The 12,660-nt window shown below is 69.8% G+C and carries 14 protein-coding genes; 11 read left to right on the forward strand and 3 right to left on the reverse strand.

Features of this window, described 5'->3' with window-relative positions; genetic code table 11:
- Positions 1–90 precede the first annotated feature (90 nt).
- The 6 genes from BIV23_RS26775 to BIV23_RS26800 all read left to right on the forward strand — a co-directional run bounded on the left by BIV23_RS26775 (position 91) and on the right by BIV23_RS26800 (position 4,475).
- Positions 91–300: a hypothetical protein gene (locus tag BIV23_RS26775; protein WP_071383530.1), complete on the forward strand. Its 210-nt coding sequence runs from the start codon at positions 91–93 to the stop codon at positions 298–300.
- Positions 287–1,678: an amidase gene (locus BIV23_RS26780; protein WP_071383531.1), complete on the forward strand. Its 1,392-nt coding sequence runs from the start codon at positions 287–289 to the stop codon at positions 1,676–1,678. Before BIV23_RS26775 ends, BIV23_RS26780 begins: the two co-directional genes overlap by 14 nt.
- A 296-nt stretch (positions 1,679–1,974) precedes the next feature.
- Positions 1,975–2,556 carry a TetR/AcrR family transcriptional regulator gene (locus BIV23_RS26785; RefSeq protein ID WP_177240041.1) on the forward strand — a complete coding sequence of 194 codons (582 nt, stop codon included), beginning with the start codon at positions 1,975–1,977 and terminating at the stop codon, positions 2,554–2,556.
- Between the two features lie 273 nt (positions 2,557–2,829).
- Complete coding sequence (locus BIV23_RS26790; RefSeq protein WP_071383532.1) at positions 2,830–3,399, forward strand: chorismate mutase; 570 nt, start codon at positions 2,830–2,832, stop codon at positions 3,397–3,399.
- Between the two features lie 310 nt (positions 3,400–3,709).
- Entirely contained in the window at positions 3,710–4,108 is a 399-nt protein-coding gene (locus BIV23_RS26795) for a hypothetical protein (RefSeq protein WP_245790651.1), read from the forward strand.
- 157 nt (positions 4,109–4,265) lie between these two features.
- Positions 4,266–4,475, forward strand: a complete 210-nt coding sequence (locus BIV23_RS26800) for a hypothetical protein (protein ID WP_143079120.1) — start codon at positions 4,266–4,268, stop codon at positions 4,473–4,475.
- Positions 4,476–4,719: 244 nt separating this feature from the next.
- Here the strand turns inward: BIV23_RS26800 and BIV23_RS26805 are convergent, their stop codons facing one another.
- On the reverse strand, positions 4,720–5,244 hold the full coding sequence (locus tag BIV23_RS26805; protein ID WP_071383534.1) for a MarR family winged helix-turn-helix transcriptional regulator: 525 nt from the start codon (positions 5,242–5,244) through the stop codon (positions 4,720–4,722).
- Positions 5,245–5,296: 52 nt separating this feature from the next.
- Here BIV23_RS26805 and BIV23_RS26810 point away from each other — a divergent pair, with 52 nt between their 5' ends.
- Complete coding sequence (locus BIV23_RS26810) at positions 5,297–6,238, forward strand: EamA family transporter (protein WP_071383535.1); 942 nt, start codon at positions 5,297–5,299, stop codon at positions 6,236–6,238.
- Positions 6,239–6,434: 196 nt separating this feature from the next.
- Here BIV23_RS26810 and BIV23_RS26815 read toward each other — a convergent pair whose 3' ends face one another.
- On the reverse strand, positions 6,435–7,775 hold the full coding sequence (locus tag BIV23_RS26815; RefSeq protein ID WP_425443530.1) for a S53 family peptidase: 1,341 nt from the start codon (positions 7,773–7,775) through the stop codon (positions 6,435–6,437).
- Between the two features lie 890 nt (positions 7,776–8,665).
- On the opposite strand from BIV23_RS26815, the gene BIV23_RS51160 reads away from it, so the two are divergent.
- Both BIV23_RS51160 and BIV23_RS26825 read left to right on the forward strand, forming a co-directional pair.
- Positions 8,666–9,061 carry a site-specific integrase gene (locus BIV23_RS51160; RefSeq protein ID WP_218161880.1) on the forward strand — a complete coding sequence of 132 codons (396 nt, stop codon included), beginning with the start codon at positions 8,666–8,668 and terminating at the stop codon, positions 9,059–9,061.
- Between the two features lie 88 nt (positions 9,062–9,149).
- Positions 9,150–9,461, forward strand: a complete 312-nt coding sequence (locus BIV23_RS26825) for a hypothetical protein (protein WP_071383537.1) — start codon at positions 9,150–9,152, stop codon at positions 9,459–9,461.
- Positions 9,462–9,481: 20 nt separating this feature from the next.
- On the opposite strand, the gene BIV23_RS26830 is transcribed toward BIV23_RS26825, so the two are convergent.
- Entirely contained in the window at positions 9,482–10,039 is a 558-nt protein-coding gene (locus BIV23_RS26830; RefSeq protein ID WP_245790652.1) for a hypothetical protein, read from the reverse strand.
- A 657-nt stretch (positions 10,040–10,696) separates the two neighbouring features.
- Here BIV23_RS26830 and BIV23_RS50530 point away from each other — a divergent pair.
- Both BIV23_RS50530 and BIV23_RS26835 read left to right on the forward strand, forming a co-directional pair.
- Positions 10,697–10,864, forward strand: a complete 168-nt coding sequence (locus tag BIV23_RS50530) for a hypothetical protein (protein WP_177240042.1) — start codon at positions 10,697–10,699, stop codon at positions 10,862–10,864.
- A 300-nt stretch (positions 10,865–11,164) separates the two neighbouring features.
- Positions 11,165–12,601, forward strand: a complete 1,437-nt coding sequence (locus tag BIV23_RS26835) for a radical SAM/SPASM domain-containing protein (RefSeq protein ID WP_245790653.1) — start codon at positions 11,165–11,167, stop codon at positions 12,599–12,601.
- Positions 12,602–12,660 lie beyond the last annotated feature (59 nt).

Consider the following 12,660-nt stretch of genomic DNA (forward strand, 5'->3'; position numbering starts at 1 on the left):
CATCGTAGGTCCTACGGTCGACTAACGCAAACCTTTAGCTTTTGGTGCTGGGGTTCGCTGTGCCGCTCCAGCCCCGAGGAGAGAACTTCCATGTCCGCCGCAGAACTCACCGCGTCGGAAGCGGCCCGCTGGGCTGCCCTCGCCGGACTCCCGCTGCCCGCCGACCGCCACGCATCAGTCGCGGCCGTCGCCCATCACATCCACGCCGTCGTCGCGGTCCTGCGGGAGCTGGACTTCGGGGACACCCCACCCGCCCTCGCCTACCGCGCGGGAGAGGAGAAGTACGATGCAGCCGTATGAACTGTCCCTGACCGCGGCCGCCGACGAGATCCGGGAACGGCGGCTGTCCCCCGTCGAACTGACGGACTCCGTCCTTCAGCGCGTCGCCCAGGCGGAGCCACACCTTCACGCCTACGTCACCATCGTCGCCGAGCACGCCCGCCGGGCCGCGCGCGAAGCCGCGCACGACATCGCGGCCGGCCGCTACCGCGGTCCGCTGCACGGCATCCCCATGGGCCTGAAGGACCTGATCGACGTCGCCGGTACGGCGACATCGGCCGGCTCCCGGGTCCGCGCCGACCATCACGCGCCGGCCGACAGCACCGTCGCCGCACGTCTGAGGGAGGCCGGAGCCGTCCTGGTCGGCAAGACCCACACCCACGAGTTCGCCTACGGACTGACGACCCCGCAGACCCACAACGCCTGGGACCGGACCAGGGTCGCCGGCGGTTCCAGCGGCGGATCAGCCGTCGCCGTCGCCTCGGGCATGGCGACCTTCGCCCTGGGCACCGACACGGGCGGATCGATCCGGGTACCCACCGCGCTCAACGGGGTCGTGGGCCTCAAGCCGACCTACGGCCTCGTACCCCGCCACGGCGTCACGTCCCTGTCCTGGTCGCTGGACCACGTCGGCCCGATCACCCGCACCGTCGAGGACGCGGGCGTGGTCCTGAACGCCCTGGCCGGACACGATCCGCGCGACCCCGCCTCCCTGGCCACACCCGTCGCGGACTACCGGCCGATCGCCGGCACGGACCTGACGGGGCTGCGGGTGGGTGTGCCGCGCACCTACTACTTCGACCACATCGACCCGGAGATCGAGGCCGCCGTCCGACGCGCCATCGACCGGCTCCAGGCCCTCGGCGCACGCCTCGTCGACGTCGAGACCCCCATGACCCGCTACATCCAGGCCACCCAGTGGGGCCTGATGGTGCCTGAGGCCACCGCCTACCATCAGGGCACCCTGCGCACGGTCCCCGAGCTCTACCAGGACGACGTCCGCATCCTGCTCGAGGCCGGCGAACTGATGCCCGCCGGTGACTACCTGCGTGCCCAGCGCTCCCGCACCCTCATGAGGCAGGAATGGGCCCGCATGCTGCAGGAGGTCGACGTGATCGCCGCACCCACCGTCCCCGCGACCGCCGTCGAGGCCGACCGGTCCACGATCACCTGGGCAGACGGCACCGTCGAGGACGTCTCCGACGCCTACGTGCGCCTGTCGTCCCCCGCCAACATCACCGGAGTGCCGTCCCTGTCCCTGCCGGTCGGCCACGACGCGGCGGGTCTGCCGATCGGCATGCAACTCCTCGGACGGCCACTGGGCGAGAGCGTGCTCCTGAGGGTCGGCCACGCCTACGAGCAGACCCAGCCCGCTCGTGACCTCGCGCACGCGGCGTGAACGAATGACGGGGCCCGGCGGGATCACTCCGGCCGGGTCGCCATCGTTCCGGCCGGGTCGAAAGCGCCGTCCGGCTCCGCCTCGGCCATCTGCCACAGGAGGACCGGTGCCCGACGGCGCTCGACGCCGGAGCCTGCGCGGGCGTCCCCGAAAGTGCCCGCGGTGGCGGCACCAGGGGCATGGAGCGGGCACGGGGTACACCACGCGCGGCGAAAGGGCCGTCGAACAGCGGCCAGTGGGTCACGCGGAGGCCGTCGGAACGCTAGACGCAATGAATTTGCTTTAAAGTGGGTTTCATGAGCAGGCAGATGGTGCGCCCCGGCGGACGCAGCGCCCGGGTGCAGGCGTCGGTGCACACCGCCGTACGCGAACTCGCCGCGGAGGTGGGGCGCGATGCCCTGACCGTACCGATGATCGCCCAACGCGCGGGCGTGACCCCCTCGACGATCTACCGCCGCTGGGGAGATCTGCAGGAGCTGTTGTCGGACGTGGCGGTCGAGCGCCTGCGACCCGACACCGCGCCCAGGGACCACGGCGCGCTGCCCGCCGATCTGACGGCCTGGGCCGAGCAGTTCCTCGACGAGATGTCCTCCGCCTCCGGCCGCGCCTACATCCGCGACGCCCTGCTCGGCGACCCGGACGGCGGCAACGCCGGCCAGTGCTCCGCCTACGCCGCCGAACAGATCGATGTCATCCTGAACCGCGCGACCGAACGCGGGGAGGAGACACCCGGCGTCGAGACGGTCATGGACCGCGTCGTCTCCCCCCTGATGTACCGCATCCTCTTCCGCCCGGACGGACTCGACGCCGCATACGCCCGCGGGCTCGTGACAGGACTCCTCGACCCGACCGGACGATGGCCTGGAAAGGCTGCATAGTCAACGTCGGCCGCCCCAAGCGGGCGTCGCCGCCCACCTCACCGGTCTGCTGCGCGATCGGCCCCAGGCCACAGCTCTTCCCTCACGGGCCGAGGGCATGTGGTGGGGGAAGGCGGCAGGGCCTGAGTCCGGCTTCGGCGCTGGCCGACGTGGCGGTCCGCCGTGCGCTTCGCAGGATGCCCAAGCCACCTTATAGGCAGGGTAATTGGGGAAGTTTTTCGGTGCGATCGCACGTCCTGGTGATCGTAGGATCGGCTCGACCGAGGAGGAGTTATGCGTCAGACGATCATCGCCGCGATCACGACGGCCGCCCTGGCCGTCGTCGTCGCCCCCGCGGCGGCCGCTGGATCCCCCGCCCGCCCGTCCCTGGACCCGCTGGCCCGGCTGTCCGCCGAGCGGCTCCTCATTTCCGACCAGGTGGCCGCCGCCAAGTACCGCACAGGGCAGCCCATCGACGATCCCGCCCGCGAGCAGCAGGTGCTCGACGGCGTGGCTGCCCGGGCCAGGGCACTCGGCACCGACCCGGATGAGGTGGTAGCCGTATTCCGGGACCAGATCGAGGCGAGCAAGATCGTCCAACGCGGGCTGTTCCGCATCTGGGACACGGATCCCTCGAAGGCGCCGACCGGCAGCCCCGATCTGTCAGTGATTCGGGTCGAGATCAACCGGGTCAGCAGCGAGCTCGTTCAGGCCATCGCGGACACCGAGGCGCCCCGCACCAGCCCTCAGTGCGGACGTCGGCTGCTGGCCGCATACCTCAACACCGACCGTACGATGCGGTTGGACATGCTCCACGCGATCGCGCTCGGGCGTTCCCTGCCGCACGTGTGCGAAGCGAAATAGCTCCTCACGCGGCCTTGCCGGGTGACCCGGTCCATGGAGGTGAGCACATCGCCCCCTCACCTGTGCCGTCGGCGCGCCGGGGGCTCCTGGCGGCAGGGGGTGATCTTGGCTCTGAGTCCGTCTGCCAACAGCTTCATCACGTACGCAGGCCAACCCGCGGACGCACCAATCAAGTTGGGCTTCGACATCGTTGCAGCGGGCTCTGTATGGGCTGGTACACGTGGATGTGACGGGGTGTCTTGGGTGTGACCTTCTGACCGGGCGCCGGGACTTGCCCGGGGGCGTTTTGCACGAGACCGCTGCTTGGGTGGTGACCCACGTCGTCGGCTCGATGAATCTCGGTACCTTGATCGTCGGTCCGCGGGAGCACGTCGTGGCCATCGCCGAGCTCGACGACGCGGCAGCGGCGGAGCTCGGTCCCTTGCTCCGCGATACCGCCCGTGTCGTGGAGTCGTTGTGCCGGCCCGAGCAGACCTACGTCTGCATGTGGTCGCACGGCCGCGACGCGCGCAAGCACCTGCACATCGCGGTCCAGCCGGTGACCGCGGAGGTGCGGGCCCGGTACGGCGGGCTGCGTTCCGAGCAACTGCAGGCTCGGATGCTGGCCGACGGTGTGGAGCCGGACATCGCGGAGGTCGAGCAGTTCTGCGACCGGGCTCGCGAGCTGTTCCGTGCGATCACGAACGGCAGCGCTGCGGAGCGCAGCTGATCACCGGTGCCGCACCATGCCTACCTGCTGGTGGGGCTGACGGGGTGACACCGCCACGCGGCTCGATCGTCTTCCCGCGCTGCGCGAGGCGGTTCACCGTGCTGCGGCCAAGGCGGCCCGGGGTCGGGTCGCGGTGGCGGTGACCAGTCAGACGCCGATGACGGAAGAGTCGGTGGCCGCGGACGTGGGGGACCTGCGGGCGGTCGAGGCCGTCACGGCGTCCGCGGCGCTGGTGCTGGTGCTGGTGCTGGTGCTCGGTCTCGGCTCGGTGGGGTCGGCGGTACGGGTCCTGCCTGCGGACGGTCTCGGTGTCGTGGTGAGAAGGTGGTGGCCGGGCCGAGCCCGCTGCCGCCCGTGGACACCCTGACCCCGGTCGTTGCCACCACCATCGGTTTCGGGCTGGGTCTGGATCACCCGGCACGCACACGCTCACTCTCACCGCGTGCATCAACTACGGCGCACGCAGCGAACTCGCCCAAGCCGCCCAAGGCCTCGCCCAAGTCGCCGTCGTCGGTCGGATCAACCCCGCACGCATCCACCATGCGGTCCTGTGTTGCTCCTGGGGACGTCCGCCCGAGCTGCCGAGGCGCTGGTCGCAGCCCCGGGGCGGGTCACTCGCTGCGGGACGGACGCGGATGCTCCATGCGGGAGAGCCAGGTGGTGAGCAGTGTCTCCAGCGACTCGGCTTCGGTGGGCGTCAGTAGATCCAGCAGGTGGCGTTCGTTGCGCATGTGGTCGGTGAACGCCCGGTCGATCAGTTCGCGTCCGGGTTTGGTGAGGGCGACGATCCGGCCGCGCTGGTCATCGTCGGAGCGGCGGCGCGTGACGAGTCCGGCGCGCTCCAGGCGGTCGATTCTCTTCGTCATGGCGCCGGTGGTGACCATGGTGTGCGCGGCGAGCTCACCGGGTGCCCGCTCGTAGGGGTCCCCGGCGCGACGCAGCGCGCACAGGACGTCGAACTCTCCCTCGCTGAGGCCGTAGTGGCCGTAGACGAGGCGGAGTTCCTCGGTGAGCCGGTCGGCCAGCCGGTGCAGTCGTCCGATCACTCCTTGCGGGGTGGTGTCGACGTCGGGGCGCTCGCGGCGCCAGTCCGCCTGGATACGGGCCACGTGGTCCATCGGTTCACCGTGCTCCATGCACCCCATGATAGCTTCCCGGGAAGTTATATTAGCTTCCATGGAAGCTAATATGCGATGGGTGGCACTGACCGCGGTCGCGCCGGTGGCCTGGGGAACCAACTACTTCGTCACGCACGAGTTCCTGCCGGCCGACCGCCCGCTCTACGGGGCCGCCCTGCGGGCGCTGCCCGCCGGACTGGTCCTGCTTGCCCTGCGCAGACGGCGGCCGCGCGGAGCGTGGTGGTGGCGGTCCGCGGTGCTCGGGCTGCTCAACATGAGCGTGTTCTTCGTCCTCGTCTACGCCGCCTCCCAACTGCTTCCGACCAGCGTCGCCGCGACCGTCATGGCGGTGTCCCCGCTGACGATGATCCTCATAGCCTGGCCCCTGGTGTCCGAACGGCCCCGGACCGCCCACCTGGCCTGCGCCGCGATCGGACTCGCCGGGGTCTGCCTCATGCTGCTCACCGGGACGGAAGGGGTGAGCGTGCCGGGGGTCCTCGCGTCGGCAGCCGCCATGCTGGTGTCGTCTTTCGGGCACATCCTGGCCAAACGGTGGAGTGCCGGTGCCGATGTGCTCGCCTCGACGGCCTGGCAGCTGACCGCCGGAGGTCTGTTCCTGCTCCCGGTCGCCGCCGCCGTGGAAGGCCCTCCGCCCGCGCTCTCGACATCGACGCTCCTCGCGTTCGGCTACGTCGCCCTGGTCGCCACCGCGCTGGCCTTCACCGCCTGGTTCACAGGACTTCGGCACCTGCCGGCAGGCACCGTCGGCCTGATCGGACTGCTCAACCCCGTCACCGGCGTCCTGCTCGGCACAGCTGTCGCCGGAGAGACTGTGACCGTTCAGCAACTGTGCGGACTGGTCCTGGTCCTGGCCGGAGTTGTCCTCGGTCAACCCAGACGCGGGGGCCGACGCGACAGCAGTCAGGTACGTCCCCGTCCCGCATCCGACCGGTACCGAGGAGCTGACCGTTCGCCAGGCCGCCGCGATACCGGTGCGGGCGATCGGCTGTGAGTACGGCATCGAGGCGGAGCCGGTGCAGACCGGTTTCGGCGCCAGCGTGCTGAGCACGGTCCGCATCCGGCCGGCCAGGCATGGCGTGCAGCGTGTGGTCTTCGGGCGGCTGGATGGCCTGGACGAGACAAGAGCCGGGCCCACGCCGCGGTGGTGCGACGCGAGCCCGGCCCTTGTCCGCTGGAGCGAGTCGTCGTCAGAAGGCGCCCGTGCCGTTGGGTGTGCCGAGGCCGGTCGGCCCGTCGTATCCCGGACCGGCGGTGCACAGGTAACTGCCGCCGCAGGAGCCGTTGCTGCCCGACGTGACGTCGTTGAGCGCCGATGTGTGGCTGTACGGATACGAGCCGTTGACGATCTGGGAGGTGTTTCCGGCCAGTGCGTAGACGCTCGCGATGATCGGCGACGCGACGCTGGTGCCGCCGACTTCGACCCATCCGTCGGCGCCCTGTGCGAGTCCGAGTTGAAGCTCGGTGTCGCACAGCAACGCGCCGCCGCAGCTGCTGTACGTGTCGTAGACCGCCACCCCGGTGCTGGGGTCGGCGACCGCGGACACATCGGCGACGGCGCGCTTGGCGCATCCGGAGTCGTGCTGCCAGGACGGCTTGGCCTCGTACGCCGAGCAGCCCGAGCCCGCGCCGGTCCAGGCGGTCTCGGTCCAGCCGCGGGAGTTGGACGCCCTGCGCAGCGAGGTGCCGCCCACGGCGGTGACGTACGGGGAGGAGGCGGGCCAGGAGACGCCGTAACCGGAGTCACCCGAGCTCGCTGTGATCGCGACGCCGGGGCGGTGGAAGTGCGAGTCGAAGGAGGTGACGGTGTTGTCCTCGGACCCGCCCCAGCTGTTGGAGACCGAGACGACGCCCGCCGTGGTGGCGGCGGTGTCCTCGGCCGTCATGAGATCCGTGACGTTCGCCGACTTCGCCTCGACCAGGAGGATGTGGCAGCCGGGGCAGGTCGCCGAGACCATGTCGAGGTCGAGGCTGATCTCCTCGGCCCACCCGTAGTCACCGGCGGGCAGCGGCGACGCCTGGCCGCTCTGGTTCACCTTGCGGAAGCAGCCGTTGGCGGTGGTGCACGACGGCAGACCGTAGGCACTGCGGTAGGCGGCCAGGTCGGACTCGGCGTTCGGATCGTCCATGGCGTCGACGATGGCCACCGTCCGACCGGATCCCGAGGTGCCGCCCAGTTTGTAGGCGGAACGCAGATCGGACGGCACGTACCCCACCGTGGTCGGGGATCCCGTGGTGAACGGTGACATGCGGCCCGAGGCGGTGCGGTGGGCCTTCAGGACGCCGAAACAGCGGGCCTGTCCGGCTTGCGAGGGATGGGCGCAGCCGAACCCCGTCGTGCCCGCGGAGGTGGATGCGCGCGGGGCGATCGAGAGGGGGGCGGCCTGGGCACTGGTGGCCAGGCCGATGGTGAGGGTGGTGGTGGCGAGCGTGAGCAGCGCGGTGAGGGTCGCTGCCGTCCGCCGCGCCGGGCCTTTCGGCTGGTGGCGGTGGATCACCGGGGATGCGGAGGGTATCTCGCGTCGTTGCATCAAGCCTCCGTGCGGTTTGAGGCGGTTGGTAAGGTCCGCTTGGCGAAAAGCAGCATTGACAGATGTCATGTCAGATGGGCCGCGGACCGGATGGATTCACCATGGGGCCGCCCTCCTGCACTGGTCAAGGCCATGCCAATGCAGGTCTTGTGAGGCTGCCGCGATGAGCGAGTGAACCGCTGTGGGTGTCGACATGCCCGCGGCAGTACTCACTGCGGGGCCACGAAGGCTGCTGCGCCACCTGTGAGACGGGTTCCCGGACGGGGCATCGGTCCTCACCCGGGCCGGCACCGCTCAACGTGCGGGACCGACACGTCGACGCCGCCCCGCCACCGTCCGGCCGACTGCGCCCCTGGACACCCCAGCCGCTCTCCGATCACGTCCTGTACGATCCTCGGCCGCTCCCCTCAGCGCATGTGCGCTCTGAGGGCCGATCCATCGCGCGAAATTCCCTCGGGTTCCAGGAGGTGTCGTGCACGGTCGCGTCACCCTGCGGCACGTACGGTTGGGCCGCGACCGGGCCGAGTCGACTGCCGCCGCCTGCGCGAGCGCGGTGAAGCTGTTCCTGACCTGGTGCTCGCACCGATCAGGACTGGTGGCGGACCGCAGGTCGGCTCGGCTCGTTCATGTTCTGGCTGCGCCACGCCCGGCTGGACGAGGACACCCTGGTCGCCGGGCCAGGCCATGCGCCCGTGTGTGGTCCGCGGCGAGTGAGCACGGTCCTGGCCGGGGTACGGGAGTTCCTTGAGCACCGGGTCGCGACGGGAAACGCCCCAACCGCGGTGCTGAACATGCCGTACCAAGTCGCTGATGATCGCGACCTCCCCGCTGAAGTTCGGGATGAATCGAATGGGCTTCGCTGCTACGCCAAGGCCCGCCACCGGGCCCCGGTGCCGGACGAGCCGGTGGACCGTGCCGGCGATGCCGAGGTGCTGGCCCTGCCACGGGCCTGCCGGACGGCCCGGGACCGGCCGGTCGTCCTGCTCATGACCCGCGTCGGCCTGCGACGCGGGGAGACCGTCGGTCCGCGACGCGAGGGCATCCATTTCGTCGTCGGGGCACGGCATTTGGGCTGCTCGCTGGCCGGCTCTCACCGGCACGTGGGCCGCCGCGACAACGGCACCGGAGCCTGGGCGAAATCGCGCCGCTCCCGGTCGGTGCCGGCGGACTTCCTGGTGGTGCAGTGGGTCGTGCACCCGCACGCTCCGCGGCGTGCCTTCGCCACCAACGTGGTCGAGGCCGGTGCCGCCATCGACGAGGTCCAGCAGCTCGCCATGCGGCGGTGACCAACACACGGATCTACCTGCACCCATCGCCGCAACGGCTGCGCGCCTCCGCCGACCGCGTCGGTTCCCTGGTCGACGGAGGAATCCGGTGACTGAACGCAACACCCGGCCGGCCCGGCACATCACCCAGCTCGAACGACGACTGTCCGAGGTCCTCGGTCGGGAAGCCTGGCGCGCCTCCGGACTGGGCGCACCCGGCGACATCGACGCCCTCCAGCAGAAACTCACCCAACTCGAACAGCAATTCGCCGACCTCAAGGACCGGCCCACCGAGCGCGACGAGGATCTGGAAGCTGCGCGAGCCACCCATCGGGAGCCGATGACCCAGCTCAACAGCGGCTCTCGCCACAACGCCCATCTCGGCAAGAACGACTCAAGAGCGGCTGACGGGAGGGAATGACAGCGGCCCCTCGTCGTCGCTCAGGGCTTCCAGCGCGGGGCCTCGTCATCGGGGGTGTCCGGGCTGGCGAAGTGGAAGGGGACTGCGAGGTGGGCAGCAAGGGCGCGGCCAGCCCGCTCGGCGGCTACCGCGACGGGGTGGCGCGGGTGGCAGTCCTCGTCATCGCCGAGATACCGCCTGGCCGTTGACCGGTAGACGGTGGCCATATGAGCCTCTCCCACGGGGTCAGCGGTGATGGCCAGCAGCCGCACAAACCAGTCGTGGACGGTGTCACCGTCCCAGATCGCCTCGATCGCCACGACGCGGCCGGCGCATCCGGCCGCCCGATAGGCCAGCGACTCCAGGTCGAGGGGACTCTCCGGCTCGCGGGCAACCCGGTCCCCGTAGTGGAGGTAGCGGTCGTTGGCGATCATCTGAGCGGTGCCGACCCCTATGCCGTGGGGGACCAGGCCGATCGCGACGATGACACGCACGGCGCGCAGGAGGGAGTCCTGAAGGATGTATCCGTCGATCTCGTCGCGGATCCCGGCCGGCAGACTCTCCCACCACTCGGTCCTGGCCGCCTTGTTCATGCCCATCGAGAGCCCCCGTCCCCTTCGATGCCCCAACGACGGAGCCTCGCGCCACTCTACGTCGTCGTCGAACCAGCACCTCCACGACAGCTGTCGTGCGGCGATCCGCCCGGCCGCAACGGCTCTGATCAGGGACGACACCTGGGCTGGATGCGCGGATTGTGTACGCATCCTGCGTCGAAGGGGATGTCAGGTGCAGTGCAGAAGGATCATGAAACCGTAGTCCATGTGGAGTTGCTGGTGGCAGTGGAAGAGGGACCGTCCCGCCCGGTGCCGCATAGAGGCACCGCAACGCCAGCGCCACCGAACGTATGTCTACGGCTGTGAGCGGCTGAGACTTCTGGGGCTACCTCGCGGGTGAGGCTTCGCGGGGGGCAAGACCGCCTCGTGCACGGCGATGGAGCCCACAGTGGGGTCGTCTGTGTGGCCGCAAATCGGTGCCGCCTCCGCGGTCCTCCACCGGCGTGCGTGGCGTGCGCGGGTGTACCGGTGTGCGCGGGGCGTATGCGGGATACGGCGAGTAACGGAATGGGAGATCAATTCCTCCTACGAGCCCGAGTGACAGGCGGTATTCCCCAACCATGGCCGGATGACGACTTATTGGTGGTCTTCTCTTCTGCTTCATTGGAACGCGTTGTGTGTCGCACCTACCGAGGAGGCCGCATGGCCGAAGTCAAGAAGGTCGTCCGCCCCGCGATCACCGCGTCGTCCCGCCCCTGCGCGTTCGTCTCGCCGGACAAGGGCAACGCCCCGACCATCACTCCCGTCCGCAAGGAGGCCGAGCCCGTCTCCGCACCCGATGAACAGCGGAAAGAGTGTGCGTCGGCCTGATGGCTGACGTCCTCCGGGGCCCCGGTCCACGGCCGGGCCCCGGTCTCGCGCGGACCGTACCGCGGACCGGGACGGACCGCTTTCAACGGCTCCGTGCCGCACACCGCACGTCCCCTCGGAAGTCGTGAGACGCAGGGAGAAGGCTCCGCCATGCAGAATTCCATGTACCAGTCCTCGCGTTACGTCCGCACTCTGCGCGCCGCGGGCGACCGGGATTTCACGTCTTTCGGAGGTCGGCTCGATTCCTACCGGGACGACGAGCGAACCATGGCCTTTCATTCACTCTACGGAAATGCGCGGTTGATCGACCGCGATATCGTGGAACTCCTCAAAGAGGCCTCGCCGGGCATCAGTTGGGACCGACTGCGGGAACGGGTCGACGAGGACTCCCTGCGCGACCTCGTGGAAGCCCGATTCCTCGTGGAGGCGGGGCACGACGAGGCCACGGAGATCGACACCCTGCTGGAGAGCCGGCAGAGCGCCCTCGGCAGCGGTGTGTTCCACTCCTCCATCCAGCTCGTGCTCACCAACGCCTGCAACTTCTCCTGTCAGGGCTGTTTCGCGTACAACTTCGACGGCGGCGTCGAGGAGCGCAACACCTCCGGCGAGTCGGTGAAACCGGGCCCGGTCCTGGTCGAACTGCGCCGCTCGCGCGAGGACACCGGGCCCGCCGCCCGCCAGGACTCCGGCCCGACGCTCGCCACGGGCGACTGGAACCACGGCTCCGACGAGGCCCGCAACCCCTCGATGCACATGTCGCGGGAGGTGGCCGAGAAGACCATCAAGGAAGCCATCACACTGCGCAAGGCCAACGGTGGCGGCCATCTGACGGTGTCGTTCTTCGGCGGCGAACCCACGCTCGCCCGAGGCACCATCCTGCACGTCCTGCGCACCTTCGGCGACCACCACGACGGGGTGACGCTCTCCTACGACCTCACCAGCAACGGCTCCCGCATCGACGACGAACTGCTCGCCGCCCTCGCCGAACACCGCGTCGACACCACCGTCTCCATCGACTATCTCGTCCCGGAGACCGGCGAGTTCCGCGGCGGCCAGCAGCAGCGCACCCCCTGGGCCGTGGTCCGCAAGGCGATCCTCGACATGAAGGCCGCCGGCGTCCCCGTGAGCATCACCTCCGTGCTCTCCCAGTACACCTGGGACAAGTGGGGCACCCCGCTCATCGACTTCGTCGCCGAGGCAGGCCTCGACACCCTGGACGTCATCGTCTCCTTCCAGGCCAGGGAGTTCTTCCAGCAGCACAGCCCGCACGACGTGGCACAGCGGCTGCTGGCCGCCGTCGACTACGGGCGCGAGCGCGGCGTCCAGCTCAGCGGCTACTGGTACCAGACCTTCCAGATGATCATCGACGACGCCAAGTGGGCCGAACAGGCCGACTACAAGACCTGCCCCGCGGTGGGCCGTCAGCTCTCCATCGAACCGAACGGCAGCGTCTTCGCCTGCAAGGCCACCGCCCGCAAACTGGGCACCATCGACGACTGGCGCGGCATCTTCGCCTCTCCCGCCTACCAGGACTACGGCATGCGTGCCTACACCAACGGCCCCGGCTGCCAGGGCTGCGAGCTGCAGGGCACCTGCTCGGGCGGCTCCGCCGGAGCGCTGGAGGAGGAGAACGGCTCGATCCAGGTGATGTCGCCCGGCTACTGCGCCTACATGCGCGTGGTGGTCCAGGGCCTCCTGGAGCGCCACCACACCCAGAGCCTCGCCACCCTGTCCTGATCCCGGCCCCGCCCCCCCCTGCAACGGCCCCGCCCCCGTTATGTTTTCCGCGGTCCTGC

Origin of the sequence: Streptomyces monashensis, assembly GCF_001866665.1 — a bacterium.
GTDB lineage: Bacteria > Actinomycetota > Actinomycetes > Streptomycetales > Streptomycetaceae > Streptomyces > Streptomyces monashensis.

What these genes read in the sequence shown, in the direction of transcription:
- BIV23_RS50530 (WP_177240042.1), top strand. Translation starts at nt 10,697, where the DNA reads ATGGCCGAAGTCAAGAAGGTCGTCCGCCCCGCGATCACCGCGTCGTCC.
- BIV23_RS26810 (WP_071383535.1), top strand. Translation starts at nt 5,297, where the DNA reads ATGCGATGGGTGGCACTGACCGCGGTCGCGCCGGTGGCCTGGGGAACC.
- BIV23_RS26800 (WP_143079120.1), top strand. Translation starts at nt 4,266, where the DNA reads ATGACGGAAGAGTCGGTGGCCGCGGACGTGGGGGACCTGCGGGCGGTC.
- BIV23_RS26785 (WP_177240041.1), top strand. Translation starts at nt 1,975, where the DNA reads ATGAGCAGGCAGATGGTGCGCCCCGGCGGACGCAGCGCCCGGGTGCAG.
- BIV23_RS26780 (WP_071383531.1), top strand. Translation starts at nt 287, where the DNA reads ATGCAGCCGTATGAACTGTCCCTGACCGCGGCCGCCGACGAGATCCGG.
- BIV23_RS26805 (WP_071383534.1), bottom strand. Translation starts at nt 5,244, where the DNA reads ATGGAGCACGGTGAACCGATGGACCACGTGGCCCGTATCCAGGCGGAC.
- BIV23_RS26830 (WP_245790652.1), bottom strand. Translation starts at nt 10,039, where the DNA reads ATGGGCATGAACAAGGCGGCCAGGACCGAGTGGTGGGAGAGTCTGCCG.
- BIV23_RS26790 (WP_071383532.1), top strand. Translation starts at nt 2,830, where the DNA reads ATGCGTCAGACGATCATCGCCGCGATCACGACGGCCGCCCTGGCCGTC.
- BIV23_RS26775 (WP_071383530.1), top strand. Translation starts at nt 91, where the DNA reads ATGTCCGCCGCAGAACTCACCGCGTCGGAAGCGGCCCGCTGGGCTGCC.
- BIV23_RS26815 (WP_425443530.1), bottom strand. Translation starts at nt 7,775, where the DNA reads ATGCAACGACGCGAGATACCCTCCGCATCCCCGGTGATCCACCGCCAC.